This is a genomic window from Plantibacter sp. MMLR14_011 (assembly GCF_001865025.1).
GTDB lineage: Bacteria > Actinomycetota > Actinomycetes > Actinomycetales > Microbacteriaceae > Plantibacter > Plantibacter flavus_A.
This window is the reverse complement of sequence record NZ_MJGW01000001.1, coordinates 58,726-85,345: the sequence shown is the minus strand read 5'-3', so window position 1 is coordinate 85,345 and position 26,620 is coordinate 58,726. Positions and strand designations below refer to the sequence as shown.

The following is a 26,620-nucleotide window of genomic DNA, read 5'->3' as shown; positions in this document are numbered from 1 at the left end:
TCGCCTCCATCGCCGCGACAGCGCGTCACACGCTGAACCAACTCCGATACCTCGCAACTTCCCCTCATCACCTCGACCCACCCCAGGAGCAACCGTGTCCATCACCACCATCGTCGGTTCGGAAGCCACCGTCCGCGAGATCACCCAGCAGCCCGACGTCTGGCTCGAGGCGTCGACGGGGATCGCCGCCCGCCGCGAGGAGATCGACGCGTTCCTCGCACCGCTCCTGGCCCGACCCGAACTGCGCATCGTCCTGACCGGGGCGGGGACCTCTGCCTTCATCGGCGAGATCGCGGCACCGGCCCTGACCCGGACGCTCCGTCGCCGGATCGACGCCGTCGCGACCACCGACATCGTCTCCAACCCGCAGGAGTCGTTCGCCGAGGACGTCCCGCTGCTCCTCGTGTCGTTCGCCCGCTCCGGCAACAGCCCCGAGAGCGTGGCCGCGACGGAACTCGCCGACCAGTCGCTCGCCGAGGTGCGCCACCTGGTGATCACGTGCGACGAGACCGGCGAGCTGTACCGACGCCACCACGACCGCGCCTCGTCGCTCACCGTCCTCATGCCCCTGCGGTCGAACGACGAGGGCTTCGCGATGACGTCGAGCTTCAGCTCGATGCTGCTCTCGGTGCTCCTCATCCTCGGCGGCGCGGACCACGACGCGGTGCAGGCGCTCGCGGCCGGCGCGACGACGATCCTCGACCACCGCGAGGTGGACATCCGCGCGCTCGCCAACGAGGGCTGCGAACGCGTCGTCTACATCGGCAGCGGCCCGCTCACCGGTCTGGCCCGGGAGTCGGCGCTCAAGCTGCTCGAGCTGACCGCCGGACGGATCGTCACCTACTACGACTCGGCGCTCGGGTTCCGTCACGGACCGAAGGCGGTCGTCGACGACAGCACGCTCGTCGTCGTCTACCTGTCGTCCGACCCGTACACGCGGCGCTACGATCTCGACATCGTCGCCGAACTGCGCGAGACGCTCTCGCCGGAGCGCGTGATCGCGATCTCCTCCGAGCCCGTCGCCGACGCGACGGCGTACGACTGGGTGCTGCCCGAGCTCGCCGGCCTCGATGACGCGCAGCTCGCGATCGGCTACGTGCTCGTCGCGCAGCTGCTCGGCCTGTCCTACTCGCTGCAGCTCGGTGCGACCCCGGACAACCCGTTCCCGAGCGGCACGGTGAACCGCGTCGTGCAAGGGGTCCGGATCCACGAGTTCGACGGCGTCGACGACGCTCGGAGTGTCGCCGCTCAGCTGCAGGAGCAGTAGTCGTGGCGCGGTACCTCGGCGTCGACGGTGGCGGGTCGAAGACGGCCTTCGTGCTGCTCGACGACGCCGGACGGGTGCTCGCGAAAGCGAGGACGGCCAGCTGCTACTACTTCGACGAGGGGATCGAGCTGGTCGGTCGCATCCTCACCGAGGGTGTCTCGGAGGTGTGCCGGCAGGCGGATGTCACGACCGCCGACATCGATCAGGCCTTCTTCGGCCTTCCCGGGTACGGCGAGGTGAGTTCCGACATCGCACATCTCGATGCGCTGCCGCGCGACGTGCTCGGTCACGACCGGTTCTCCTGCGACAACGACATGGTGTGCGGCTGGGCCGGATCGCTCGGCGCCGTCGACGGCATCAACGTCATCAGCGGCACGGGCTCGATGACGTACGGCGAGCGCCGTGGCCGGGGGCACCGGGTCGGCGGCTGGAGCGAGCTGTTCGGTGACGAGGGGTCGGCGTACTGGATCGCGATCCGCGGGCTGAACGCCTTCACGCGGATGAGCGACGGCCGCCTGCCACGCGGTCCGCTCGCCGAGCTGGTGCGGGCGCGGGTCGGGATCACGAGCGACCTCGATGTGATCGACGTCGTCATGAACCGGTGGAAGGGTCAGCGGGGCCGCATCGCGGACCTCGCGAAGACGGTCGTCGCGGCCGCGGACCAGGGTGACGAGGTCGCCGTGCGCATCCTGGCCGACGCGAGCGGGGAGCTGGCGGAGATCGTCGAGGCGACGCGCGTGGAGCTCGGTTTCAGCGGCGACGAGGTCGTTCCGGTGTCGTACTCGGGCGGGGTGTTCTCGGCCGAGCCGGTGCGGTCGGGTTTCGAGCAGGCCATCGCGGCGCTGCCCGCCCGGTACGAACTCCGGACCCCGCTGTTCGGTCCGGCGATCGGCGCCGCGCTGTACGCCGCGAAGCGCGCCGGGTCACCGCTCTCGCCCCAGGCGCTCGAGGTGTTGCGCTCACGGTAGCCCGCTCCTCCGCCCGCCGTCGCCTTGGGCCAGCGCGGTGCGCTGACGCGACCGCGGGCCTGACGCGCGAGCGCGGGTCTCCGGAGGGGCGCGCTCACGCGCGCGGGGCGCGGTCACGCCGGTTGCGCAGCGGCCACGCCGGTTGCGCAGCGGCAACGACGGTTGTGCAGCGGCCACGCCGGGCACGCCATCCTCGCGTCAGCGCACCGCGCTGGCGCGAGGATGGGCTACTTGGAAGCTTGACCCTCACGCGGCGTGAGGCTTTAGCGTCGGCATCATGACGATCACGATCCTCGACACCGCCAGCGGCATGCGTTCCGTCCTCGATGCACCGGAAGCCGATCGACCCGCGCGACTCCGCGCCATGCTCGAGCCCGTCGCCGACATGTACCGGTACTTCCCGGGCGAGGTCGACCTGCTCGCCATGCACTCGATGGGCTCGGGATTCCCGATCGATCGGAGCCGGGATCGGGTCGTCGACGCCCTAGACCGGCTCGTCGCGGCGGACGCGTGGGGACGGATCTCACGGGCGCTCGACGCGGCGGTCACCACCCAGCTCGCGGCGGTGCCGACCCTCGTGGTCCCCGACATCACCGTCCTGCTCGTCCTCGGCGACCCGGACGACACCTACTTCATGGAGTCGATCCGCGGATTCATCGGCAACGGCAGCGCGACCGGGTTCATCTCCCTCATCCTCTGGCCGACGGAGGAGAACCTCGCCCGCCTCGAGGCGGCCGCCGTCCACGAGCTCAACCACAATTTGCGGTACGCGCCGGGTGGGGTGGTGTGGGATCCGGCGACCGTCGTGGTCGGAGAGCAGGTGGTGTCGGAGGGGCTCGCGGACGCGTTCGCCCGGCAGCTGCACGGGCCGTCCGGCTACACGCCGATCGGTGTCGCGCACCTCGACGACGACGCGGTGTTCGACCGGGTCGTCGAGGGTCTCGACGTCGGAGGGATGCAGCACTTCGTCTCGTGGGTGCACGGTGACGAGGCCGCGCTGCGATACGGGGGCGAGCCGGTCGGTCTGCCGATGGGTGCCGGGTATGCAGCGGGCAACCGTCTCGTGGACGCGTATCTTGCGGCGACCGGGTCGACCGCGGCCGAAGCGTTACACGTCCCGAGCGCGACGATCATCGAGGCGGCACTCCGCGAGCTGGGCTGAGGCGGTTCGCCCTCACTCCCAGACGGCGGTCTCGGGGTCCACGCCGTGGCTACGCGCGTTCGCGTCGATGACGTGTGAGAGCCACGCGGCGAGGCCGGTCTCGATCCGGTCGTAGGTGTCGGCCATGCCGGGCTCGGTGAGCGCGAGACGACCGATGATCACGTGCATGGACGGCGTGCAGTGGAAGTACTCGCCGAGGGCGACGCGATGCCGTTCGGCGAGGGTGTTCGCCGTCTCGCTCCCGGCGACGACACCGGCGCGCTTGGCCTCGGCGAGTTCGTCGACCAGGTCGCGCATGGGTCCGACCAGCGCACGCCAGTCGTCCGACGTACGAGTCGCGGACCGCTCGGCGTACTCGGCCCACTGTGCGGAGTCGCCCCAGCGGGCGCGGGCCGTCTCAGCCATCGTGGGGTTCCAGTCGTCGCCGAACACCGCCTGGCGCTCATCCTCGGGGACGAGCACGCCGACCTCGTCGGCTTCGAGCAGGCAGTCGACGGACCGGGCGACGGCTTCGAGTCGGTTGATGGTGTCGCCGAGTTCGCGCCGACGCCGTGTGAGCTCCGCCCGTCGTTCGGCGGCCGGAGCGTTGAGGAGGGTGGGGATGCGAGCGAGCGGGACACCGAGGTCGCGGAGGAGCACGACGCGTCGGAGGCGGGCGATGTCGACGGGCAGGTACGAGCGGTAGCCGCTCCGGTTCCTTCCGGACGGCTGCGCGACGCCGATCTCGTCCCAGTGGTGCAGCGTCCGCACGCTGACGCCGATCTCGGCCGCCGCCCGACCGACGGTCACACCACCCTCGGCCCTCCCGTGCTCGTCCATCCCCCCAGCATCGCACCCGGGTCCGACCTGCGTCCTCTGCCCTCTGCCAGCGCGGTGCGCTGACGCGAATGCACCCGACCCGGCCCGAGCGCGCCCCACACCCGCGAGCGCGCCCCTCCGGAGACCCGCGCCCACGCGCCAGACCCGCGCTCGGCCCCAGCGCACCGCGCTGACACCGGTACCGAACTCGCCAGCGCGGTGCGCTGGCGTGAGTGTGCCCCCTCGGCGCGAGTGTGCATCTCCCGGCGTGGGCGCGCCCCACACCCGCGAGCGCGCTCCTCCGGAGACCCTCGCCCACGCGCCAGACCCGCGCTCACGTCAGCGCACCGCGCTGGCAACACCACCACACACCGGGCTGGAGCGACGGGTGACGCGAACGGCCCCGGGAGCTGTGTGCTCCCGGGGCCGTCGAACGTTCAGACGATCAGGCCGCCCGGCGACGCGCACGCATCGCGACGAGGACACCACCGAGGAGGACCAGCAGGACCCCAGCGCCGATCGTGCCGAACGGCAGCTCCGTCCCGGTCGTCGCGAGCGCCCCACCCGACGCCGCACCGTCGACGGTCGTCCCGTCGGCCGCGACGATCCGCACCTCGGTCCAACCGATGAGCGAGCCGTCCGCCGCGTAGACCGCGACCCGGTGGTCGCCCAGCGTCGCGTCGGCGGGGATCGTCGCCAGCAGGTCACCGGCGGCGTTCGTCGTGCCGGTGGCGACCCGCGCCGGCGTCGAGTACAGCCACACCTCGACGGCCGTCGCGGCGAAGCGGTCCTCGAGGCCGACCGTCACGGTCTCGCCCCGCCGCACCGTGTCCGCCAGCGTGATGGCACCACGGTTGGCCTCGGTGAGGCTCGTCCCGGGAAGCGGCGTGATCCCACCGGTCGGCGGCGTCACGGGCGGCGTGGTCGTTCCGGGCAGCGACCCGAGACGCAGGGCCTCGGAGGCGTAGCCGTCGGCGAACCAGTACACGGGACGCTCACCGTCGACCGACAGGGATGCCGGTGCGGTCGCGAAGCCCTCGTTGTTGAGGTTGGGCAGGCCCGCCGGACGCTCGACCTGAGCGATCCCGGGCTGCTCGGTCCCGTTCAGCGTGATCTGCGCACCGGTGCCCGCGCAGCCGTCGTCGCACACGGCCCACAGCACGCCGAGCGTCGTGTCGTAGTCGAGCGCCATGACCGCCGGGAGGCCCGGGTCGATCGTCGAGATCAGCGTGGCCGAGCCGTCGGCGTTCAGTGCGAACGCGTAGACGTCGCCGGTGTCCTCGACGCCGACGAAGAACAGTCCGTCACCGTGGCCCGCGTAGTTCGCCGGGTCGTAGGTCGCCTTCGTGTTGTCGTCGAAGAGCTTGCCGGCGAGGTCGCCGTCAGCCACCCACTCGACGGCCTCGACACCGAGGTTCGCGCCGACCGTCGGCAGCAGGGCCGTGAGGTCCCACTCCTCGGAGGCGACGACGTCGGGGCCGGGTGCGTTCGGGTCGACCTTGAGCACGGCGTTGAGCGTCGTGCCCTTCACGCTGTTGTCGCGCTCGACGCCGACATAGACGGAACCTGCGCCGTCGACGGTGATGCCTTCGGTGTCGGGGCCGGCAGCGGCGGGGTTCGACGCGTCCTTCTGGAAGCGGGCGCGCTTGCCGTTCTCCCAACCGTCGACGAACGAGACCGAACCGTCGGCGGCGATCGCGAGCTTCCAGAACGAGCCGGTGCCGTTGTCGACCGCCCAGAGGAACGCGCCGTCGGCGGTGACCTGGGTGTCGAGTCCGGAGCTGTCCTCGAGGAACATCGGCTTGGTGTCGAGCACCGTCACGTCGGGCGAACCGGGCCACGGGCCGACCGGGATCTCACCGGCGCAGACGTTGGCCGTGCCCTTGGTGGCCTCGGCCGTCGCAGCGAAGGCGCCGGTCGCGTCGGGGCAGCGTCCCCAGGTGTTCGCCGGGTGGCCCTCGCCCCAGGTGGTCGAGTCGAGCAGTGCGTCGCCCTCGAACAGGCGGACCGTGTCGCCGCCGCCGAGCCCGAAGCCGAGGGCTGCGCGCTCGATGACGAGGTAGCCGCCGGCCGCGATGCTCGTGCCGGTGGGGATGGCGTAGGCGTGGGTGTCGTCGTCGTCCTTCACGACGATGCCGGAGACGTCGAGCGCCGCGGTCGTCGGGTTGACGAGCTCGATCCAGTCGTCGGGCGATCCGCCATCGGACTCGACCTCGTTGATGCGCACCGGGTTACCGCAGGCGTTGCGCAGGCCCTTGGTGGAGACGGCGGTGTCGACGAACTCGCCGGTGCCGTCGGGGCAGCGCGCGAAGACGCCGTCCGCGTGAGCCGCGTAGCTGTACTCGGCGACCGTCGCGCCGGCGGCGTTCCGCACGGTGGTGGTGTCGCCGTTGCCGAGCCCGAACGCGAAGTCCACGTTCTGGTCGAAGACGAAGTACGCGCCGGGCTCGAGGATCGTGCCCGCGGGCAGCGGGGTCGTGTCGGCGGCGTGGCCCACCGGGTCGTTGTCCATGAGCGTCCAGCCGGAGATGTCCAGCGCGGTCGCCTCGAGGTTGACGATCTCGACCCAGTCGGTCGCGTCGTTGTTCGATTCGACCTCGTTGATCGCGACCTTCGGGAGGACGCAGTCGTTCGCGGCTCCCTTCGTGATGCGTGCGAGCGTGAAGTCGCCTTCACCGTCGGGGCAGCGGGCGAGCGTCGCGGCGATGAAGTCACCGTCGATGGCCGCGTGGCCGCTCCACGTTCCCGAGCGGTCGATGAGCGTGCCGGTCGCGTCGAACAGGCGGATCTCGTCGGCGCTGCCGATGCCGATCGGGTCACGGAACGCGCCCTGCGTCTCGGTGCCGCCGACCAGGCCGATCGTCGCCTCGTCGACCACGAGGAACTCGCCGGGGGCGATCGACGTGCCGGGCAGGAACTGCCAGCGGTGGTCGTCGGAGTTGTCGCGGATCTCGTAGCGCGAGATGTCGAGGGCAGTGGTGCCGGGGTTGAAGAACTCGACCCAGTCGGACGGCTGGGAGTCGATCTCGTTGATGCGGATCGCACCGTCGGTCTCCGGGACCTCGGGTGTGGTGAAGACGTTCGCGGCGCCCTTCGTCGACTCGGTGGTCTCGGCCCAGCCGGCGCGGTCGGCGGTGACGCCGTAGGTGACCGGCGCGTGTGCGGTCCACGAGTATTCGTCGGCGATCGCGGCGGTCGGGTCGAACAGCCGGACCGAGTCGTCCTTGCCGAGACCGAAGCCGAACTGCGTGTCGTCGATGACGAGGAACGCGCCGGGCTCGACGACGGTGCCGGCCGGGAAGGCGTAGGGCTTGTCGTCCTTGTTGTCCTTCACGACCCAGCCGTCGAGCGTGACGGCGGTCGTCGCGGTGTTGGTGAATTCGATCCAGTCTGATGCTTGGCCGTCGGAGGACTCGATCTCGTTGATCTGGAGCCCCGGCGCTGGGGCGGCGATGGCGGCGGCTGGCGTCGCGATGAGGGCGGTCGCACCGATGGCGCACGCGGCGGTCATCGTCAACACGCGGTTGAGGCGGGGCATGGGTCTCCAGGGCACGAAGGGACGGGGATCGTGTCCCATCCCATCGGCGTGGGGTGGCCGGGTGGAGGAGCGGCGGTGACCGGGAGGTGAACGACAGGTGGCTTCCCAGGCGGGACGTGCCACGATCCAGCAGATCTGACGCAGCGACCAGGACTACGCTCACCCCATGACCGACGACGCGACCACCGACACCGCTCCACGCGCAGACCTCACCGGCTGGGTGCGAACCCCGTTCACCGGCGGCGGCGTCACGCACGACCGCTTCGAGAAGGGGTCCGGGCCGGGTGTCGTCCTCATCCCCGAGCTGCCCGGACTCACGCCCGAGGTCCTGGGGCTCGCAGAGCATCTCGTCGCGGAGGGCTTCACCGTCGCGATCCCATCGCCGTTCGGAACCCCTGGCCACGAAGGGACCATCGGCTACACGCTTGCCAGCGTCAGCAAGGTCTGCGTCTCCGCCGAGTTCAAGGCGTTCGCGACCGGCGCCCACCGGCCCGTCGCCGACCACGTCCGGGCACTGGCCGCCGACCTTGCGGCCCGCACGCCTGGTCCTGGCGTCGGCGTCATCGGCATGTGCTTCACCGGCGGTTTCGCGCTCGCGGCGGCCGTCGACGAGCACGTCCTCGCCTCCGTCATGAGCCAACCGTCCACGCCGTTCCCCGTGAGCCGCGCCCGCCGCGTCGACCCTGGGATGTCCGCCGCCGAGTTCGACGCCGTCGCAGCCCGTGCGGCTCAGGGCTCGGTCTGCGCACTCGGCCTCCGCTTCAGCGAGGATCGAGCCGTCCCACGAGAGCGCTTCGCCACCATCGCGGCCAAGCTCGGCGACGCGTTCGAGGTCATCGAACTCGACTCCTCCCCCGGCAACACCGCCGGCTTCGCGAAGACCGCCCACTCGGTCCTCACCGGCGAGGTCCGCGAGCGCGACGGCCACCCGGCGTTCGAAGCCCGCAAGCGCGTGGTCGCCTTCCTCCACGAACGACTCGCGACACCGACCACGTCGGCCTGACCTTCCCAGCCGTCCGACGCGCTGCGATCATCGACTCCATGACCTCGACCCGACACGACCGCGCGACACCGAACCTGCCGTCCCGCAGCTTCGACGCGACGGAGACGTTCTACTCGGCGTTCGGGTTCGAGCGCACGTTCCGAGACGAGGGCTGGCTGATCCTCGTCCGCGGTGGTCTGCAGCTCGAGTTCTTCCCGGCACCCGACCTCGACCCGGCGTCGAGCAGCTTCATGTGCTGCCTGCGCGTGGCCGACGTCGACGAGCTCTACGACGCCATCCAACGATCGGGAGTCGTCGAGGCGACCGTCGGGGCGCCTCGCCTGCACCCGGTCCGGATGCAGGATTGGGGACTCCGCGCCGGATTCCTCATCGACCCCGACGGCACGCAACTCACCCTCATCGAGCAGCGCGGCTGATCGGCGACGGCACGACGTCCGCCGATCGCCGTTCGCTGTTCGGAAAGGCCTAGAAGAAGGTGATTCCGTGCGGCGCGCGCGGCGTCTGGAGCATCGATCGCAGCAGGAGCGGCGCTGCTGGGTCGGCCGCCTGCAGCACCCCGGCTGCGGCGAGCGACACCGGGGAGACCGCGCCGAGCAGGAGCGAACCGAGGTCGGCCACGTCGAGCGCGAGGTCGGCGCCGGCAGCGTCGGTCTCGTCGCTCAGCTTCGTAGCCGTGCCGCGGCCACCGGTCACCTCGAGGCGGAAGGTGCCCGCCGCGTAGCCGAGCGCGTCGGTGACGGCGATCGTCAACGTGCCGTCGACCGCGAACGGACGCGAGGCGAAGACGGCCGGGAGGTCGAGGACGCGCAGCCACACGTGGTCCTCTTCGTGCTCGATGTCGTACGCGCGGTTGTCGCCGAGGGCCGAGACGATCGGGTCGTCGAGCCTGGCACGGTTGTACTTCACGACGTCGTTGAGGTCGATGGAGAGCAGGAACTCCCACAGGGAGAGGTAGGCCGCGTCGGTCGCGTAGACGAGGTCGATGATCTCGATGCCGGTCTGACCGCCGGGCTGCTCGACCATGCGCCACGTGACATAGCCGTCGACCTCCTCGCCGTCAGCGGGACGGTGCACGGCGGCGCGGGTGTCCTTCGCCGGTTCACCGTCGCGACCCAGCGTGCCGAGGACCAACGGCCAGGATCCGGTGTTGCGGACCATGGACCCGATCGAGCGCTCGTCGAAGCGGTCGAACACCTGACGCGCGACGCCGTCGACCAGGTACTCGGGCGTGACGACGGACACGATGCCGCTCGTCGGCGCGAGGAACGGCAGCGCCTTCGCGCGCTTCACGACGACGTTGCGCTCACGGATCGCGGAGCCGAACCCGAAGCGACGGTAGATCGTGCCCTCGCTGGCGGTGAGGGCCGCGATCGCATAGCCGTCGGCGACGCCGCGCTCCAGAGCCTGCGTCATCATGCGGCGCAGGATGCCGCGGCGGCGTTCGGTCGGGCGGACCGTGACGTCGGAGATCGCCTGCGTGTCGATGCTGGTGCCGTCGCCCCAGCTGAGCGCCTTCGGGAACCAGGAGAAGGTGCCGGCGGGCCAGGTCTCGTCGACCGAACCGGGCTGCGGCTTGCGGACGTAGGCGCCGAGCAGCACCGCTTCGTCGGCGATGAGGTCGTTCACCTTGCGCTTGCGCGCCTCCGGCTTCGGGGTGGGCTCGTGGAAGCCGAACCCGATGGCGTCGAGCGCCGCGAGGCTCTCGGGCGTCGGTTCGCCGTCGGCCCCGTTCGCGAACGGGAACTCACGGAGCTCGTAACGGGCGTCGAAATCTTTGCTGTTGGCCACGAGTCCACCCTAACGACCCGGCCTGACACGTCTCCGGGAAGCGCGTTGGGACCGCGACCTCACGGCAGGGTGATCGACACCTCGACCGTGTACTCGTCGGCGGTCTGGCCCAGCACCCGCTGCCGGAGCTCGGTAGTCGGCATCGTGATCCCCCGCTCCGCGATCGCATCGAACAGGGCGACCACCGCGGGGTGCGTCGATCCCTCCGGAAGCTCGACGCCCGGTTCGGGTCGCCAGACCGCAGCGAGTTCGGTCCGCTCGGGCAGCACGCCGACCGTGGTCTCGTCACCACCCCACGTCGGTTCGAGCTGCGACGAGGTCGGCCAGCAGCAGACGATCTCGACCGCTCCCTGCTCACCCGGTCGGAGCGCGGTCCAGAACGGCCCCGTCGGCCCGACGCCGGCCTCCTGCACGGCGACGTAGAGCTGCGAGAACTGCTCGTTCGCGTCGTCATCGGTCACCGAGTCCTCGTCGCCGCGCGGCACGGTGAGCACCCGGCCGACGTAGGGCTGGGGAGGGAGCGAGCGTTCGACGATCTCGACCGGTGCCGCGAGCGACGCGACGACCGCGCGGGCCTGCGCGAAGGCGTGGTCCTCCTGCTCCCGCTGCTCCAGGACGAGGCGGTGGTGCACGTCGATCGCGGTCGACGGATCCGCGCCGGCGACGGTCACACCCACCGCGGCGAGGGGCACGCCGGCGTCGCGGAGTGCCTTCACGATCACGCCGGAACGCACCTGCTCCTCGCCGTAGCGGCGGTAGCCGGAGTCGGAATCGACCTCGGCTGGAACCAGCACGCCCTTCTCGTCGTAGTGGCGGAGCGCCTTCACGCTCAACCCGGTCATGCCTGCGAACTCTCCGATGTGCAACATGCTTCAAGCATCCCGTCTCCCCCTACGGGAGGGTCAACTCCGGTCCGAGCGGCCTTGAAGTTGCGCCTAACAGGTTCCTTAGTGAAGGATAAGCGCCTAAACTTCACTAAGAGCCCTCGTGACTGCAACTTGGGCCGATTCAGGAGGGGATGATGACGACAGCCGTCGCGTATGAGCAGCGGCCCTGGCAGTCGCGCATCGCCCCCGACGCGTTGCCGAAGCGCCAGCGACTACTCCTCGCACAGCCATACGACGCCGCGGTCCCGCCACAGATCGCCGATCTCGACATCCGTCTGTCGGACGATCTCGTGGAGCTGCTGGGCGAAGCGCAGGAGCGGATCATCCGTTTCGACAGCGAGGTCGGTCACATCACCGCACCTTTCTCGTCGATCCTGCTGCGGAGCGAATCGGCGTCGAGCTCGCAGATCGAGAACCTGACGAGCAGCGCGAAGGCGATCGCCGAGGCCGAGTTGGATGAGCGCGACACCGGGAACGCGCCGCTCATCGTCGCCAATGTCCGAGCGCTGGAGGCGGCACTCGCGGCATCGGACGAGCTCTCCAACACGACGATCATCGCCATGCAGGAGCAGCTTCTCGGCACATCGGCACCGGAGATCCCCGGCCGGTATCGCGACGAACAGATCTGGATCGGGGGCGGCAACTACAGCCCGCATGAAGCAGACTTCGTTCCGCCGCACCATGACCGTGTCGCAGCGGCGATGGACGACTTCATCACCTACTCCCTCCGACCGGCACCCCTCCCGCTCGCTGCGATCGCCGTCGCTCACGCGCAATTCGAGACCATCCACCCGTTCCCCGACGGCAATGGGCGCACCGGTCGAGCGCTGGTGCAGGCCGCTCTCCGGCGAGTCGGGCTGACCAGCGGGGTCACTGTGCCCATCTCAGCCGGCATCCTGCAGCAGCGTGACGACTACTTCGCTGCACTCACCAACTATCGGCAGGGCGACGTCGAGCCGATCGTCCGCGTGTTCGCCGATGGTGCGTTCCTCGCGATCGCCAACGGCCGGACGCTGGTGGAGGAGATCGAGACCATCCGGACGGCATGGCAGGAGGCCTTGCGCGACGTCCGCGCCGATTCGGCCGCGCATCGCATCACGGCACTGGCAATGGAACATCCGGTGATGAACAGTCGGCTCGTGCGCGAACATCTCGACGCCTCAGATCGCACGGTCTTCAACACCCTCGACACCCTCGTCGACCGTGGCATCCTCACGGTCGGCTCGTCGCGACAGCGGAACCGTCTCTGGACTGCGCCTCCGGTGCTCGCCGCCCTCGACGGGTTCGCTGCGCGCAGCATGCGGCGCGGTTGACGCCCTGGGCGGACATCGATCTCAGGATCGGACGGGCCTGAGCGGAAATGTGAATCCAGGCTCCATCAGCTGCACCTCGTCGCCTGGAACCGGCGCGACACCGCAACCCACAGCAGACCGCCGGTCATCGCGTACGCACCTCCGAGGATCAGCCATCCGACCGCGGTCTCTCCGACCGATGGCCGGATGACGATCGCGGTGAGAACAACCGGCGCGACCATGACCCCGAGCGACGTTCCGAAGCCGAAGACGCCCTGGTAGGCGCCGATCCGATGCGGCGGCGCGTAGGCGTAGCTCAGGGTCCACCCGGCAGCCGACGTCAACAGCTCGGCCAGGGTGAGGACGACGACAGCCCCGCAGAACAGTGCGGCGCCCGGCAGGTCAGGGAGCAGCGTCGAGGCTGCGAACAACGCTGTCGAGCCGAACAGCAGTCCGCCCGCGAGAGCGAGCGCACGACCCGACCGTGAGGGTGTGTCGGCGAGGCAAGAGATCGGGACCTGCAGCAGGACGACCAGGACGGTGTTGACGATGATTGCGACGGGGATGAGCACGTAGCGATCCTCAGTTCCGGCCGACACCCACAGCGGCAGCAGGAAGTCCAGGATCAGGTAGAACGAAGACAGCGCGGCGATCCCGAGGACGAAGACCGTGAATCCTTGGTTGGCGAACACTGACAGCGGCGATCCTTCCCCGACCTGTCGGACGTCGACCGGCTTCGGCCGAGGGGCGCGCAGCAGCAGCAGGATGCCTCCCACCTCAGCTACCGCCATCGCAAGGAACGCTGCGGCATATGGAATCGGCGCGGGAAGTACGAGGACCACCGCAGCGAGCGCGGCTCCGATCGCGATGCCGAGATTGCCGACCGCACGCATCAGAGCGCGACACCTCGTCGCGGCCGCGGTCGGCAGTCGCTGACCGATCCAGGTCGCGAGGGTCGCCGCGGAACTCCGGTCGAATGCAGCCACCACGCTGAACGCGATGACAGCCACCAGCCCGTCGCCACAGAACACGAGCGCGCCGTACCCGACTGCGACACCGCACGACGAACCGACGGTGACCGCCTTCGGGCTGAGGTGGTCGGCGACGAACCCACCAACGAGCGACCCGGCAAGCCCGAAGGCCCCTGCGATGAAGACCGCGACCGCGACCGTCTGCTCATCGATGCGCAGCCCACTCGTCAGGTAGATGACCGACAGCGCCACGAATCCTCCGCGTGCCAGGGCTTTCGTAAGTCCGTTGGACAGCATGGCGACGACCGTCCGCCGATCCCCGTCACTGAGATCGTTCGGAAGACGCCAGCCGGCGCGCAGCCCGTGCAGCAGCGAGGTCATCCCGCACCTGGCCCGGCATCAAGACCGAACGTCGCCTCCGATGGCATCGCGTCGGAGAAGTGCGCTCGCTGCCAGGCCCGAAGCCCGGCGGCATCGGACGCTGGTGGTGCCACGTCGACCTGCTCAGCGAACCAAGCCTGGAGCAGGCGGACCCGCTCGTCGAACTGGGCGAGATCCGGCGCGGTGATGAGTGCCTCAGCGGTACGGATGTGCGTTCCGTGGGCGACTCCGTGCCGCAGGACCGATCCGGGGGCGAGGAAGTACCGGGCGAACTCGACGCCGCTCTGGCGGTGGACCTCGTCGAGCGTCGGAACCGTCAGGATCGTGCCCTCCGGCGTCAGCAACTGCGTCGTGCCGACGATGCCGGAACGCGTCGCGGTCGGCTGCTGCGCTTGTCGCCCGAGCGCGCAGCGGATAGCTGCCTCGACGATCGAGAAGCCGTACTTCAGGAGCAGCTGCTCGAAGGTGAAGGCACCTCCACGCCGGAGGGCGCACTCACCGAAGACGTAGCCATCGGTCGGCGACCAGAAAATCTCCATGTGGAATGCCCCGCGCCATGCGCCGAGGGCGGACAACACCGACTCAGCCATCGGCGACACGTCCCTGTACACGTCAGGCGCTTGTGCCGGGTCGAGCTTCACCATCGTCATCGGCGCACCGGCGCTAAGCGATTGCAGCGGCGGAGCACCGTAGTGACTCATCGAGAGGAACTCGATGCGACCGTCGAAGACGATCCCGTCGACCACCCACTCCTTCGCGACGTCGACGCACGATTCGAGGAGGAAGTCCTTGTCGCCGGCGTCGGACTCGCCGAGGGCGATCAATGCCGCACGGAGCTCGGGCTCATTCCGGACGATCGCGGTGTGCATCGTCCCTGCGCGCGATGCCGGCTTCAACACGTACGAGCCAGGCCAGGGTACTGAACCGGCGTCGAACGTCCGCACATCTGGAATCGGCCAATGGGCGGCGGTCGGGATCCCCACTGCCTGGACCGCGCTCTTCTGCACGCGCTTGTCCCGGAAGACCGAGACATCACCCGAGCGGGTGAGCCGCGACGTGTCGGCAAGCGCGGCGAGCGCGTTGCAGGCGCCGAGCGCGAACTCGTCCGTCGTGTATACACCGTCGAACTGCTCGGGACGCGAGCCGGCGAGCATCAGAGCGGCGAGACAATCGTCGAGTCGACTGTGGTCCTCGACCAGCAGGACTGGCAAGTCTCCAAGCTCACGAAGCCCAGCTCGCGCACTGGCTCGTGAGCAGATGACCACCGTCTCGACGCCGAGGGCCGCTGCAGTATCGACCGCCGGCCAGTCGAGCCCGATCATCAAGAGCCGTGAACCGGCGACGTCGCGGGTGCGGTCGTTCGAGCTATCGGCCATGAACCGTCTCCAAGTACCACTGCTGCACAGTCCGTCCTATGTCTGTCTTCGGCAGCACGCGCCAATCCACGCTCCGGACCGGGACGACCTCGTACGCAGTGCCACAGACGAAAGCCTCATCCGCCTCGAACACCTCACTCGGCCGGACATGGCGTTCTTCCGTTCGCAGACTCAAGGACTCAGCACCGTTCAGGATCGTGCGTCTCGTGATACCTCCGAGAAACGTGTCTGCGATTGGCGTCACCAACGTGGAGCCGAAGACCAGGAAGACGTTCGCTCCCGTGACATCCGCAAGCCGGCCGTCATGCGTCGTGAACAGCGCGTCGTCGGCACCCGCCTGGCGCGCTTCCTGTGCGGCAAGTGTGCCGATCGTGTAGACCGTCGAGCACTTGGCCAGAACCGGAACAGTGTCCGGAGCTGGCCTCCGCCACTGCGACCAGCTGAGGTCGATGCCGTCTCGGGTGGCGAACGGAGCGGGCCACACCGCCGCAGCGAATGCGAGATGGACGGGCGCCCCCTCTCCGCCGAGCCCCAGCGCCTCTCCGCGCCAAGCGATGATCCGGAGGTAGCAGTCGCTCACGTCGAGCACTGCGAGATAGCTCTCGATCTCGAGGCAGATCCGTCGCCCGTCGAGCGGCAAGCCGAATCCGAGGTGCTCAGCGGAAGCGACGAGACGCGAGACGTGACGGTCAAGCTCGAAGGCCCGGCCGCCGTAGACGCGAATGCCCTCATAGACCGCCCCCGCGTAATGGAGGGCGTGGGACATCACCGAAGCCGTGGCATGCTCCGCGGGGAGAATCCGGCCATCCACCCACAATTGCTTCCGAGCCATCATGCGTACACGACCGAGATGTCTGCGTCGAGCTGATGGTGGAAGTCCCGCAGCTCACCGAGATCCGCGTGTGCAGAAAGAACGAAGGCCGGGTACCCACTGAAGGCAGGGTAGGGGAGGATGACTTCGCCGGGCCACATCATTTGGACGATGTCGAGAACGGCTGATCGCTGGCTCACCATATCGAGTCCTCGAATCTCCTGGATCACGCCGCTGCCGCGACAGGGCACGATGTAGTTACCGGCTGCTTGCACCACCGAGGTCGTCTCGTGATCGAACACGCTCGGGCGCCGCCCGGTAGCGGCAGCGAGTACCTCCGCGAAGAAGTCGATCCCGGTCGCGGCGCTCACGAGGGCGGCAGAGACACCTGAACCGCCGATGCGGGCGCCGATCTCCAAGATGTGAGGGGTGCCGTCCGCATCGAGACGGAGCTCGGTGTGCGTCGGACCACTGTCAATATCAAGCGCTCGGTGTGCCTCCAGAACGACTCGGCGGATGTCGTTCTCGCGTTTCAGGTCCAGGCCTGACGGGATCTGGTAGATCGACTCCTCGAAGAACGGACCCTGGGGCTGTCCTTTGTATCCGATGGACAGGATGCGGCTTGCTCCGGCGAAGGTCATGGCTTCGACCGCGAACTCCGGCCCTGCGATGAACTCCTCGACGACCACCTCGGTCGACGGACCGAGATCGGTCATCGCGGCGGCCGACCGGACAATCGCATGAGCAAGCTCATCGTGATCGACCACAAGCTCGACCCCTGTACTCGAGAACCCGTTCGATGGTTTGACGACCACCGGCAGGTCGAGTGACTTGGCTTCGGCGAGCAACGCTTCACCTACGGGCCCCGAACAGTATCTCGGGCTTGGTAGTCCACTACGCACCAAAGCCGACCGCATAGCCCCTTTGTCTCGCAGGCGTGAGATGACACGAACCGACAGTCCGGGCAGCTGATGCATCGCTGCTGCAAGACTCACCGCCGGTAGCGAGGCCTCATGCATGCCGAAAATGCCGGATGCGCGAAACCGACCGATGACATCACTCAAGAACTCGACGAACTCTGTTCCTCCGATCGGGCCCGACCAGTGCGCGATCACGACATTCGTCCTCTGTTCTGCGAGATCCCAATCGGAGGACTCGTCTTCGCGAGGAATCACGACCACGCGGCATCCGAGCTTCTGCGCACTCGAGATGAATCCGTCGAAGCGTCGTCGTGGATGAACGACGACGGCCACTTCCGGTTGATGCTCCCCGGTCACGCGGAGGGTGTTCTGCTGAAGTCCAACGGGGGTACGGCATCGAAATGTTCGACGTGACGGCGAAGAATGCGCTGTTCGTCGGTCAGCGCATACTTGTCACCCGCGACAGTACTTTCGACGAGGTACCGGCGCACCATCTGGGTCGCGTTCCAGCGGTACTCGTCAGGCGTCAATGAGTCACGTTCCAGGGCTTCAATGTCCACGACCAACGCACGCAATGCCTCGACCGCGCCGCCTTGGTCGATACCGATCACCCCACCGCGGATCTCCAGAGCTCCGCGATCCTGGAGGTATGAGAACAGGAAGATGCCAGTGCCCGCATCGAAGTTTCGCTCGGGGTGAGGCTCCAGTGGATAGCGGAACACCCGTTCAAGCAAGATCATGCTGAAGAGCTCGTCGAAGTACGGAACGTCACCTTCACGCGCCATCAGGAGCAGCTTGACGTCAACCTTGATCTCTTCAATCACCCCGATGAACCAGTGCATCTTCAGCACCGCGTTATCGGCCATGGACCACGGGCCCGAGAAGTGTGCACGGTCGTGCAGATACCCCCACAGACTTCGCACTTGAAAGCAGAGGTACTCGTCGAGTCGGGCTGAGCTCGAGAAGCGGTTGGGATCGTCCAGCAGGAGGCCGGCATTTGCGGCCGCGATCGTGCGGTGGATGTCGAAGAACTTGCTGAAGAAGAAGACCGCGTAGGACTGACGCTCGATCGGTCGGTGCGCGGCGACACTCTCTGGAAAGAAGACGAGGCAGTTACCGAGCGTGAACCCCTCGGAACCAGCGAGCAGGATCACGTCCATGTGCACGTCGTGGTCGTGCGGGTAGGTCGATTCCACCTCAGCCAGCAGCCTGGACTGATGGCGCTGGATGAAGAACAGCTCAAGTCGGACACCGGAGGGTGTCGTGCTGTTCGTTGCGCGAGTGACGCCGACGAAGAGGGCAGCTTCGCCGTCGCCGACACGGGAGAAGGCATCACGCGATCGGTCGAAATATGGCTTTTCGTCGAGTCCTCTATCGAGCCAATCGGCAATGTCGTCCGCGAAGGCTTGCGCCTGAACGTCCCGACCAATGTCCCCGAACACTGCAACGACTTGATCTCGGATACGAGTCAGTAGCTCTCGGTCCGAATCGGTCGGATCAGGGATGACCCCCAGGGCAGTTTGACGCAGTCGAAACGCATCGATGAGGGGCACCACCTGGTCGCGAAGAACGTCCGCTGTGGCCGCGTTGGCAGGCCGGATCAAGTTCTCCATATTGGTTTCGAGCATGTTGGTCCTCTTCTTTGGTCGGCCGTCAGCGCGTGCGGATAGACGGGTGAGCGTGCAAGGTGAAAGCCATGTCGACAGGGCCATGGTCGATGAGTGTCGTCAGCCCGAAGCGGTCAGCCGCCGCTTGTGTGGTGATACACGAGTCGGCGAGTCCGGCCGCGCAATCGGCTGCTGCTTGCGAGTTGCTGCTGCTCGAGATCCACCTGACCGCACCTGGAACGAGTGCTCGCGGTGCGGGGTGAGCCGCGCAGGTGGAAATGACCGCACCTTCAGTCGCATCGGTGCGCGCGAGGACCATCGAGTGCGTCGGCATGAGAAACGTGTCGATGATCGTCAGCTCCCCAAGGTTGCTGAACACGAGGTCATGGAGAGCCGGGTAGGCAGCGCAAGCCATGACCGCTTGCGACGCATCTTCGAGCGCCTGGACCGCTCGCTCCACACTGCTGTGAAGCTCCACTCGGCCCGTCACCTGATGATCGCTCAGCCATCTCCGCGCAGCCGCCTCGAGATTCGAGCCCTCCGGGCCCAAGGTATGAATGCGACTGATCGTGCCGAGATACTGCGGATCCACGTACTTCCCCCGTTGTTGGACTCGTGCATTGGGGTGTCTGCTCTACGGAGGCTCCCCGGCACGATGCGAGATGGCATCCAGAGTGCTCGGAGCCAGCAAGATCGAGCATAAGGTGGGCGAATAACATATATCAAGTATCAGAGGGTTAACAGGCGACTGTTGCCGTTTCACCTCCACCTCGGGGTGAGGCCCGAAGACGGCGACACTTGCGCGAGGTCCCGGGCAAGGCCGTCGGTGAGTGACCTCAGCACCGCTCAGCGGACCTCGCGGTCTTCGGCCAACCGGTAGCCTTCACGCGTGAACATCGATCCCACCGCATTCACCATCTTCTCCGTCACTGCCTGGCTCCTCGGCTTCATCCTGTTCGTGCTGCTGTGGATCTTCATCATCCGGACCGCGGTCCTCTCCGCGCTCCGGAAGCACCACGCGGAGACACAGGCCGAGCGCCGAGCCGCCGCAGGACGCGGCCTGCCGCAGTAGAGGTCGCGCAACCGATGCCACTTCCCCACGGCACAGAGCACCTGCGGTTCCGGCGCATGACGCCGGCGGACCTCGACAACATGGCGAAGCTCCTCGGCGATCCTGCGGTCATGGGGATCTACCCGTCACCGAAGAACCGCGAGCAGGCCGCAGCGTGGATCGCCTGGAACGAGGACAACGACGCCCAGTACGGCCTCGGGCTCTGGATCATCGAGACCCACGACGGGGACTTCGTCGGTGACTGCGGCCTGACGTGGCAGCGGGTCAACTGCGAGCTGAAGCTTGAGGTCGGGTACCACGTGAGCGCCGCCTGGCAGGGTCGAGGGTTCGCGACCGAGGCCGCCGCCGCCAGTCGGGACTTCGCCCAGGAGCACACGGACTCGTCAGAGCTCGTCGCGATCGTCCACCCCGACAACCGGGCGTCGTCGCGCGTGGCGGACAAGATCGGCATGCGGCGCGTGGACGACGACCTCGGCGCAGACGGGTCGGTGCGGCACGTGCTGAGCATGCGACTTCGATCGACGGCCGCCCTCAGCGACGCCGATCACCCCGCCGAGTAGCCGCCGCACCTACCCCCGCGCCGCCACGAACGCGGCGACGCAGTCCTCGATGTCCTGCTCGCTGTGCGCGGCACTGATCTGCACGCGGATGCGAGCCTCACCGCGGGGCACCACCGGGAAGCTGAACGGGATCACGTAGATGCCCTGCTCCAGCATCCGCGCCGCGACCTGGGCCGCCTGCTGCTCGTCGTCGAACATCACCGGGATGATCGGGTGCGAGCCGTCCAGCAGCCGAAAGCCCTCCTCGGTCATGCGAGCACGGAACAGGTCCGCCTTGCGGAACAGTCCCTCGCGCAACTCGTCACCCTCCGCCGCGAGCTCCACGGCTCGACGTGCCCCGGCGACGAGCGACGGCGCCAGGCTGTTCGAGAACAGGTACGGCCGGCCCGACTGCCGCAGCACGTCGACGATCTCCTGCTTCGCGCTCACATACCCGCCCGACGCACCACCGAGCGCCTTGCCGAGGGTGCCGGTGAGGATGTCGACCCGGTCCTGCACGCCGAACAGCTCGGGCGTCCCGCGACCGCCCGGGCCGACGAAGCCGACGGCGTGCGAGTCGTCGACGAGGACGAGCGCGCCGTAGCGGTCGGCGAGGTCGCAGATCTCGTCGAGCGGGGCGTAGAAGCCGTCCATCGAGAACACGCCGTCGGTGACGATCACGGTGCGGCGCGCGTCGGCGGCGTTCATGAGCTGCTGCTCGAGGTCCGCCATGTTGCGGTTGCGATAGCGCAGGCGACGGGCCTTGCTCAGGCGGATGCCGTCGATGAGCGACGCGTGGTTGAGCGCGTCGGAGATGATCGCGTCGTGCTCCCCGAACAGCGCACCGAAGACGGCCCCGTTCGCGTCGAAGCAGGAGGAGAACAGGATGGTGTCCTCCGTGCCGAGGAAGGCGCTCAGCTCCTGCTCGAGGTCGCGGTGGATCTGCTGCGTGCCGCAGATGAAGCGGACGCTCGCGAGCCCGTAGCCCCACTCGTCGAGCGCCAGCTTGGCCGCATCGACGATCGAGGGCTCGTTGGCGAGGCCGAGGTAGTTGTTGGCGCAGAAGTTCCGCACCTCCCGACCGTCGATCGTCACGTGGCTGCCCTGGCGGGACGTGATCGCGAACTCGCGCTTGGTGAGGTCGTCCGCTTCGATGGCGTCGAGCTGGTCGCGCAGTTGGTTCTTGATGATGCCGTACATGTCGTCTCCTCGGGATCGAGTGGGCGGTTGAGCTGGGGGTGGTGGTCGCTCAGGCGGCGGTCGCGGCGTGGGCGGCGACCGGCGCCTGTTCGTCGACGAGGCCGGTGATGACGACGTCGCGGATGTCGGTCCAGTCGATGAGCACCTTGCCGGCCGCTCCCCCGCGCGCGGTGTCGAACGCGTCCTGCCAGGAGGCGAGCGGGAAGCGGGCGGTGACGAGTGACTCGAGGGCGTTGCGGAGCTCTGGGCTGTGGTCGACCATGGCGCTCGCGTGGTGCCAGGTGTCGAACATCTCGCGGCCGTAGATGCCCTTGATGGTGATCATGCGGGTGATGACCTTGGTCCAATCGATCTCGATGTTGGTCGAGGGGAGACCGAGGAGGGCGACCTTGCCGCCGGTGTTGAGGTTCTCGATGAGCTCGCTCGCGGCGGCGGCCTGTCCGGACATCTCGAGGCCGATGTCGAAGCCCTCGAGCATGCCGAGCTCGGCCTGGGCGTCGGCGACCCGCTCCTTCGAGACGTCGACCACGCGGTCGGCGCCCACGGCGAGCGCCTTCTCGAGGCGGTCGGCGACGACGTCGGTCGCGACGATGTTGCGCGCCCCGGCGACCCGGCAGACGGCGATGGCCATGAGACCGATGGGGCCGCAGCCGGTGATGAGGACGTCCTCACCGAGGATCGGGAAGCTGAGGGCCGTGTGGACGGCGTTGCCGAGGGGGTCGAACAGGGCACCGAGGTCGGGGGTGACCTGGTCGCCGTGAACCCAGACGTTGGTGGCCGGCAGGACGACGTACTCGGCGAAGGCGCCGTCGAGGTTGACGCCGAGGCCGCGGGTGTGACGGCAGAGGTGACGGCGGCCCGAGCGGCAGTTGCGGCACGTTCCGCAGACGAGGTGCCCCTCGCCGGAGACCGCTGCGCCGACCGGGATCCCCTCGACGCGGCTGCCGACCTCGACGACTTCGCCGGAGAACTCGTGGCCGGGGACGAGCGGGGCGTCCACCGCGCCGGCCGCCCAAGGGTCCCACGACTCGATGTGGAGGTCGGTGCCGCAGATGCCGGTGCGGTGGACGCGGATGAGAACGTCGTCGGAGCCCATGGCCGGCATAGCACGCTCGATGAGTTCGAAACCGGCGGTGTCGGGTCGTTTCCAGAGGGCGAGCAACGGCGTTCCTTCCTGCGGGAGCGGCGGCGGCCGGTGGTATCGGCTGACGCGGACGGGCGTCTTTGCGCTGTCCTGGTGACCAACGTAGTCAGATCGATCCGTCATGAATATTGAGGGTTTCCACGTGACCAGTTAGCTTGAGCTGATGAATCTCTCTCAGATGCGGATCATGCGCGAACTGGCCGAGCGCGGCACGATCGCGGCCGTCGCACGGCACCTGCATGTGACGGCGCCGGCGATCTCGCAGCAGCTGGCCGCGCTGCATCGTGAGCTTGGCGTCGCGCTGACGTATCGGGTGGGGCGCGAGATCCGCCTGACCGAGGCCGGGATGGCGCTGGCCGAGATGGCGGGGACGGTGCACACGCTGATCGACCGCGCGGCCGAGACGGTGCGTGAGTACGGTGACGACGCGGGCGCGCGGGTGCGGGTGGCGGCGTTCCAGAGTGCCGGACAGGCGTTGCTGCCCGGGTTGCTGGAGGACACCGATGGCGGACCGGCATTGGTGTTCGGCGAGCACGATGTCGCGCAACCCGAGTTCGCCGAGCTCGTCGACCAGTACGACCTCGTCGTCGCGCACCGGATGGACCACGACGAGCCGTGGGCTTCGGAGCAACTGTCGGTGACGACGCTGTTGAGCGAGCCGTTCGACGTGGCGATGTCGGTGGACCATCCGCTCGCGGGTCGGCCGTCGGTGTCTGCTGTCGAGCTCGCGGACGAGTCGTGGATCGCAGCGCACGCGGGCTTCGCGCCGGATGTCGCGCTCGGGGTGGTCGAGGCGACGGCGGGCGTGCGGTTCCATCGCGCGCATCGGGTGAACGACTACCACCTGGCGGCGTCGCTCATCGTGGGCGGGCAGCTGCTGGCGTTGTTCCCGAGGTACACGGCGCCGCGGGCCGACCCGCGGCTGGTGCTGGTGCCGCTCGCGGACGTGCGGATCGCGCGCAACATCGACGTGCTCGCGCGACCGCATGCGCTCGCGCGGGTCGCGGTGGCGAGGACGCTGGAGCGATTGCAGGACGGAGCTGATGCGCTGCAGCGGGCGCGTCCGTCGGCACCGGTCGGCCCCGGGCTGCACCACGTCGAGGTGTGGCTCGCGGACGTGGAGGCGGAACGTGCGGGCTGGGCCTGGCTGCTGTCCCGTGTCGGGTTCGTCGCGGAGAGCGAGTGGCCGGGCGGCGAGTCCTGGGAGGCCGGCGACACCTACGTCACGCTGACGGCGTCGCCGAACCTCAGTGCGGAGTCGCACGATCGGCGACGGCCGGGCGTGAATCATCTCGCGTTCCGCGGCGGCACGCGGGAGGCTGTCGACGCGATCATGGCGGCCGGTCCTGAGCATGGCTGGCGGCCGTTGTATCAGGATCGCTATCCGCACGCCGGTGGCGAGCAGCACTACGCGGGCTGGCTCGAGAACGAGGCGGGGTTCAAGGTGGAGGTGGTTGCGGGTCCTGGTCTCAACGCTCTGCACAGCCTCAACGCCGCCGCCCCACCGTCAGCGCCTGAATGCTAGCCTTCACCCACCACATCCCCCACGCCTCTCGTTGAAGCGCACTTGGGGGATTTTTTGTTCACTCGGGAGGACCATCGTTGCCTCCCGTCACCTCTTGCCGAGATAGATCTCACTGGCACAGAGCGCAGCGACCTCTGGAAAGGTGAGGCCCGATTCGGAGGAAGCGAGCTCTGGCACGCACAACATGACATCCATCGGCTCGATACCGAGCTTGTCGGTGACAGCGAGGACCGAACTCCAGGCTCTAGAGAAGTTGTCGGTCGTTACCGGCGTACCGGTTGCGACAAGCGCCGCGGCAGTCGCCTGCTGCACTCGTTCGTAGGAGTACGAGCCGCCAACCACCTCGCGTGCTTGTTCTATCGGATCATCTGCAGCCTGCATCGAAGGAGCGTCGGCTGGCGGCGACGGCACCGACGATTGGCTCTCCAATTGCACGGCTGCTGGAGGATGCGATCCGCCGACAACAACGCTGACGACGACGATCGCGCCGATCGCCGCGATGATCGAGCACGCGATCAGAAACCGTCCCGCCGTCGTTTGCGTGAACTTCAGCGGCGCGGGTGGGTCTCCCCCGGAATCCGTTTCAGGTGACGGTTCAGACATGCGGAGGTCACTCTCCATCGGTCAAGTCGGAATGGTCGATGCTGGCCGCGGATACCGGGCTCGTCGATCCACCTTGCGCTACCCTCCCACAACTCGGGCGCGTGACCCATTCTGGGACTGATGACCCCCGCCCCTCCCCCGCCAGACTGTGCTTGGCCCGGTTCGCGGGTCCGTCACCTGCCGTCGATGATCCGATGCCGCTGCGGGTCGCGTTGACCCGATGCAAGGACCGTTCCCATGAGCTCGACCACCCCGCCCTCTGCCACGCCCGCCGGCTGGTACCCCGACTACTCGGACCCGACACAGCAGCGCTACTGGGACGGTGCCGCATGGACCACCCACACCGCGCCCGCCGCAGTCATGCCTCCGCAGCAGGCGGCGACCACTCCGCTCGTCAGCCAGCCGCTCCAGCTGCAGAAGACCGCACCGCCCGCGTTCGCCGCCGCCGCACCGGTTCCGTCGCCATACGCGTCACAGCCACGCACCACGTCCGGCATGAGCGGCAAGGCGAAGGGTTGGATCATCGCTGGCGCTGTCGTCGGTTCGCTCCTGCTCGTCGGTGGCGTCTCGAACGCGATCAACGGCGGACGGACCGAGTCGGTCGCCGTCGCGCAGACTGCAACGCAGACGCCGACAGCAACTCCGACACCGGTTCCGACCGCGACGGTCGAGCCCATTGCCGAGCCCGCTGCACCGGCCGTGGTCGATGTCGCCGCGTTCCAGGCGGGCGCGAGCAAGCACACCGCGGACATCGACAAGGACCTCGACGACATGGTCACCACGCTGGCCGAGGGCGGCACGTGGCGGTTGATCTCGAACACGGCCGAGATCAGCTTCAACCTCGGTCAGCTGGAATCGCTCGACGCGCCGCCGTCGATCGCCGCTGAATGGACGCCCGCCCTCGTCGGCCTGCAGACCAACCTCGACACGCTGACGACCGCGGTCTCGGGCGGCGACCCGGCCACAATCCAGGGCGCGATGGACGGCGTCCGCGCGTCAGCCGCAGTGCTGCGCGACATCGGTACTCGGGCGGTCTGAGTCGACATGTCTGCCGAAGACACCAAATACGAACAGAGAACTGTCCGCGCGATCCGCGGTTCCGAGATAAGAACTATCCAGAAATGGGAGTCAGACGGCTGGGAAACACTCGATCGGCGTCAGGGGCCACTGCAAACACAGCTGACATTCCGTCGCCCGAAGCCGAGGCTGCAGCGACGCACCATCCTCATCGCCGGAGCACTGACCCTCGCGCTCGGAGGGATCATCGCCGTGGGCGCGACTTTGGAAGGCAGTGATTCGAAACAGGCAGAGGCGCCAGCGCGAGCGGCTGAGACGACCGAACCTGTCCCAACGGCAACACCCACAGGTGCCGCCGACACGGAATGGCCTCTCACTGCGGAAGCGAACGAGGAGCTCGCCCTGCTACTGAGTGGCTCAGACCAAGGACAATCGGTCGAGGCGTTTGCAGCCAACCACAGGGGTCAACTGATCGAGTTCGACGGGAGCATCGCGGCCATAAGTGCCCATGGCGACTACACGACCCGCTACGACATCCTCGTCGCGTACGGCGACTACAGCGAAACTCACTCCTACGGCGGACCGAACTTCCAGCTTCGGGACGTGAGCGCCGCAGACCTTCATCTTCAGGATAAGACTCGAGATTCCGTACGCGTCGGTGACAACATTCGCATAACTGCGCGCGTTGGCGCATTCGAAGCGGAGAGTCTCCTGTTCACCCTCGATCCGACATCCGTTCGTATCCGACAGG

General features: G+C 68.1%; 23 protein-coding genes and 2 pseudogenes. 12 read left to right on the top strand and 13 right to left on the bottom strand.

Features of this window, described 5'->3' with window-relative positions; genetic code table 11:
- Positions 1 to 94 precede the first annotated feature (94 nt).
- The 3 genes from BIU99_RS00400 to BIU99_RS00390 all read left to right on the top strand — a co-directional run bounded on the left by BIU99_RS00400 (position 95) and on the right by BIU99_RS00390 (position 3,397).
- Positions 95 to 1,267 (top strand): SIS domain-containing protein, encoded by a 1,173-nt coding sequence (locus BIU99_RS00400; RefSeq protein ID WP_071258568.1) that lies wholly within the window; start codon positions 95 to 97, stop codon positions 1,265 to 1,267.
- 2 nt (positions 1,268 to 1,269) lie between these two features.
- On the top strand, positions 1,270 to 2,235 hold the full coding sequence (locus BIU99_RS00395) for an N-acetylglucosamine kinase (RefSeq protein WP_071258566.1): 966 nt from the start codon (positions 1,270 to 1,272) through the stop codon (positions 2,233 to 2,235).
- A 277-nt stretch (positions 2,236 to 2,512) separates the two neighbouring features.
- A complete protein-coding gene (locus BIU99_RS00390) occupies positions 2,513 to 3,397 on the top strand; it encodes a DUF2268 domain-containing protein (protein ID WP_071258565.1) in 885 nt (294 codons plus the stop codon).
- A 12-nt stretch (positions 3,398 to 3,409) separates the two neighbouring features.
- Here the strand turns inward: BIU99_RS00390 and BIU99_RS00385 are convergent, their stop codons facing one another.
- Both BIU99_RS00385 and BIU99_RS00380 read right to left on the bottom strand, forming a co-directional pair.
- Complete coding sequence (locus BIU99_RS00385) at positions 3,410 to 4,216, bottom strand: MerR family transcriptional regulator (protein ID WP_071258562.1); 807 nt, start codon at positions 4,214 to 4,216, stop codon at positions 3,410 to 3,412.
- A 424-nt stretch (positions 4,217 to 4,640) separates the two neighbouring features.
- The gene (locus tag BIU99_RS00380; RefSeq protein ID WP_071258560.1) at positions 4,641 to 7,733 is read right to left on the bottom strand and encodes a lamin tail domain-containing protein; all 3,093 of its coding nucleotides are present in this window, start codon (positions 7,731 to 7,733) and stop codon (positions 4,641 to 4,643) included.
- 166 nt (positions 7,734 to 7,899) lie between these two features.
- Between BIU99_RS00380 and BIU99_RS00375 the strand changes: the two genes are divergently transcribed.
- Together BIU99_RS00375 and BIU99_RS00370 are read left to right on the top strand one after the other, a co-directional pair.
- On the top strand, positions 7,900 to 8,736 hold the full coding sequence (locus tag BIU99_RS00375; RefSeq protein ID WP_071258558.1) for a dienelactone hydrolase family protein: 837 nt from the start codon (positions 7,900 to 7,902) through the stop codon (positions 8,734 to 8,736).
- A 38-nt stretch (positions 8,737 to 8,774) separates the two neighbouring features.
- Entirely contained in the window at positions 8,775 to 9,152 is a 378-nt protein-coding gene (locus BIU99_RS00370; RefSeq protein WP_071258554.1) for a bleomycin resistance protein, read from the top strand.
- 49 nt (positions 9,153 to 9,201) lie between these two features.
- On the opposite strand, the gene BIU99_RS00365 is transcribed toward BIU99_RS00370, so the two are convergent.
- A complete protein-coding gene (locus BIU99_RS00365; protein WP_064296768.1) occupies positions 9,202 to 10,524 on the bottom strand; it encodes a GNAT family N-acetyltransferase in 1,323 nt (440 codons plus the stop codon).
- Between the two features lie 59 nt (positions 10,525 to 10,583).
- Entirely contained in the window at positions 10,584 to 11,393 is an 810-nt protein-coding gene (locus BIU99_RS00360) for a MerR family DNA-binding transcriptional regulator (protein ID WP_071258549.1), read from the bottom strand.
- Between the two features lie 152 nt (positions 11,394 to 11,545).
- Between BIU99_RS00360 and BIU99_RS00355 the strand changes: the two genes are divergently transcribed.
- On the top strand, positions 11,546 to 12,724 hold the full coding sequence (locus tag BIU99_RS00355) for a Fic family protein (protein WP_254773538.1): 1,179 nt from the start codon (positions 11,546 to 11,548) through the stop codon (positions 12,722 to 12,724).
- Positions 12,725 to 12,789: 65 nt separating this feature from the next.
- Here BIU99_RS00355 and BIU99_RS00350 read toward each other — a convergent pair whose 3' ends face one another.
- The 6 genes from BIU99_RS00350 to BIU99_RS00325 form a co-directional block, all read right to left on the bottom strand.
- Complete coding sequence (locus BIU99_RS00350) at positions 12,790 to 14,055, bottom strand: MFS transporter (RefSeq protein WP_071258545.1); 1,266 nt, start codon at positions 14,053 to 14,055, stop codon at positions 12,790 to 12,792.
- Positions 14,052 to 15,431, bottom strand: a complete 1,380-nt coding sequence (locus BIU99_RS00345) for an acetyl-CoA carboxylase biotin carboxylase subunit family protein (protein WP_064296772.1) — start codon at positions 15,429 to 15,431, stop codon at positions 14,052 to 14,054. Before BIU99_RS00345 ends, BIU99_RS00350 begins: the two co-directional genes overlap by 4 nt.
- Entirely contained in the window at positions 15,421 to 16,197 is a 777-nt protein-coding gene (locus BIU99_RS00340) for an aminotransferase class IV (RefSeq protein ID WP_175484324.1), read from the bottom strand. Before BIU99_RS00340 ends, BIU99_RS00345 begins: the two co-directional genes overlap by 11 nt.
- A 65-nt stretch (positions 16,198 to 16,262) precedes the next feature.
- Positions 16,263 to 17,519 (bottom strand): ATP-grasp domain-containing protein, encoded by a 1,257-nt coding sequence (locus tag BIU99_RS19220; RefSeq protein WP_139205289.1) that lies wholly within the window; start codon positions 17,517 to 17,519, stop codon positions 16,263 to 16,265.
- Complete coding sequence (locus tag BIU99_RS00330) at positions 17,516 to 18,790, bottom strand: DUF6421 family protein (RefSeq protein WP_083397097.1); 1,275 nt, start codon at positions 18,788 to 18,790, stop codon at positions 17,516 to 17,518. Before BIU99_RS00330 ends, BIU99_RS19220 begins: the two co-directional genes overlap by 4 nt.
- A 25-nt stretch (positions 18,791 to 18,815) precedes the next feature.
- Positions 18,816 to 19,361 carry a hypothetical protein gene (locus tag BIU99_RS00325; protein WP_071258543.1) on the bottom strand — a complete coding sequence of 182 codons (546 nt, stop codon included), beginning with the start codon at positions 19,359 to 19,361 and terminating at the stop codon, positions 18,816 to 18,818.
- A 297-nt stretch (positions 19,362 to 19,658) separates the two neighbouring features.
- On the opposite strand from BIU99_RS00325, the gene BIU99_RS00320 reads away from it, so the two are divergent.
- Positions 19,659 to 19,841, top strand: coding sequence for a hypothetical protein (locus BIU99_RS00320; protein ID WP_064296776.1), 183 nt, complete (start codon positions 19,659 to 19,661; stop codon positions 19,839 to 19,841).
- Positions 19,842 to 19,855: 14 nt separating this feature from the next.
- A complete protein-coding gene (locus BIU99_RS00315; RefSeq protein ID WP_071258541.1) occupies positions 19,856 to 20,401 on the top strand; it encodes a GNAT family N-acetyltransferase in 546 nt (181 codons plus the stop codon).
- A 9-nt stretch (positions 20,402 to 20,410) separates the two neighbouring features.
- On the opposite strand, the gene BIU99_RS00310 is transcribed toward BIU99_RS00315, so the two are convergent.
- Together BIU99_RS00310 and tdh are read right to left on the bottom strand one after the other, a co-directional pair.
- A complete protein-coding gene (locus BIU99_RS00310) occupies positions 20,411 to 21,580 on the bottom strand; it encodes a glycine C-acetyltransferase (protein ID WP_071258538.1) in 1,170 nt (389 codons plus the stop codon).
- A 49-nt stretch (positions 21,581 to 21,629) separates the two neighbouring features.
- Positions 21,630 to 22,742 (bottom strand): L-threonine 3-dehydrogenase, encoded by a 1,113-nt coding sequence (gene tdh, locus BIU99_RS00305; protein ID WP_071258536.1) that lies wholly within the window; start codon positions 22,740 to 22,742, stop codon positions 21,630 to 21,632.
- 145 nt (positions 22,743 to 22,887) lie between these two features.
- Between tdh and BIU99_RS20210 the strand changes: the two are divergent.
- Together BIU99_RS20210 and BIU99_RS20205 are read left to right on the top strand one after the other, a co-directional pair.
- Positions 22,888 to 23,751: pseudogene (locus tag BIU99_RS20210) on the top strand (LysR family transcriptional regulator); the annotation flags it as partial.
- Between the two features lie 21 nt (positions 23,752 to 23,772).
- Positions 23,773 to 24,249, top strand: a complete 477-nt coding sequence (locus tag BIU99_RS20205; protein ID WP_254773553.1) for a VOC family protein — start codon at positions 23,773 to 23,775, stop codon at positions 24,247 to 24,249.
- Between the two features lie 87 nt (positions 24,250 to 24,336).
- Here BIU99_RS20205 and BIU99_RS19575 read toward each other — a convergent pair whose 3' ends face one another.
- Positions 24,337 to 24,852, bottom strand: coding sequence for a hypothetical protein (locus BIU99_RS19575; RefSeq protein WP_139205288.1), 516 nt, complete (start codon positions 24,850 to 24,852; stop codon positions 24,337 to 24,339).
- A gap of 237 nt (positions 24,853 to 25,089) precedes the next feature.
- On the opposite strand from BIU99_RS19575, the gene BIU99_RS00290 reads away from it, so the two are divergent.
- The gene (locus BIU99_RS00290) at positions 25,090 to 25,890 is read left to right on the top strand and encodes a DUF2510 domain-containing protein (protein ID WP_071258527.1); all 801 of its coding nucleotides are present in this window, start codon (positions 25,090 to 25,092) and stop codon (positions 25,888 to 25,890) included.
- Positions 25,891 to 25,896: 6 nt separating this feature from the next.
- Positions 25,897 to 26,604 (top strand): annotated as a pseudogene (locus BIU99_RS20380) (DUF4839 domain-containing protein); the annotation flags it as partial.
- Positions 26,605 to 26,620 lie beyond the last annotated feature (16 nt).

Bases quoted from the DNA above. Each gene is read 5' to 3' on its own strand.
- BIU99_RS00390 (WP_071258565.1), top strand. From the start codon at position 2,513: ATGACGATCACGATCCTCGACACCGCCAGCGGCATGCGTTCCGTCCTC.
- BIU99_RS00385 (WP_071258562.1), bottom strand. From the start codon at position 4,216: ATGGACGAGCACGGGAGGGCCGAGGGTGGTGTGACCGTCGGTCGGGCG.
- BIU99_RS00380 (WP_071258560.1), bottom strand. From the start codon at position 7,733: ATGCCCCGCCTCAACCGCGTGTTGACGATGACCGCCGCGTGCGCCATC.
- BIU99_RS00375 (WP_071258558.1), top strand. From the start codon at position 7,900: ATGACCGACGACGCGACCACCGACACCGCTCCACGCGCAGACCTCACC.
- BIU99_RS00370 (WP_071258554.1), top strand. From the start codon at position 8,775: ATGACCTCGACCCGACACGACCGCGCGACACCGAACCTGCCGTCCCGC.
- BIU99_RS00360 (WP_071258549.1), bottom strand. From the start codon at position 11,393: ATGTTGCACATCGGAGAGTTCGCAGGCATGACCGGGTTGAGCGTGAAG.
- BIU99_RS00355 (WP_254773538.1), top strand. From the start codon at position 11,546: ATGACGACAGCCGTCGCGTATGAGCAGCGGCCCTGGCAGTCGCGCATC.
- BIU99_RS00350 (WP_071258545.1), bottom strand. From the start codon at position 14,055: ATGACCTCGCTGCTGCACGGGCTGCGCGCCGGCTGGCGTCTTCCGAAC.
- BIU99_RS00345 (WP_064296772.1), bottom strand. From the start codon at position 15,431: ATGGCCGATAGCTCGAACGACCGCACCCGCGACGTCGCCGGTTCACGG.
- BIU99_RS00340 (WP_175484324.1), bottom strand. From the start codon at position 16,197: ATGTCCCACGCCCTCCATTACGCGGGGGCGGTCTATGAGGGCATTCGC.
- BIU99_RS00330 (WP_083397097.1), bottom strand. From the start codon at position 18,790: ATGCTCGAAACCAATATGGAGAACTTGATCCGGCCTGCCAACGCGGCC.
- BIU99_RS00315 (WP_071258541.1), top strand. From the start codon at position 19,856: ATGCCACTTCCCCACGGCACAGAGCACCTGCGGTTCCGGCGCATGACG.
- BIU99_RS00310 (WP_071258538.1), bottom strand. From the start codon at position 21,580: ATGTACGGCATCATCAAGAACCAACTGCGCGACCAGCTCGACGCCATC.
- BIU99_RS19575 (WP_139205288.1), bottom strand. From the start codon at position 24,852: ATGTCTGAACCGTCACCTGAAACGGATTCCGGGGGAGACCCACCCGCG.
- BIU99_RS00290 (WP_071258527.1), top strand. From the start codon at position 25,090: ATGAGCTCGACCACCCCGCCCTCTGCCACGCCCGCCGGCTGGTACCCC.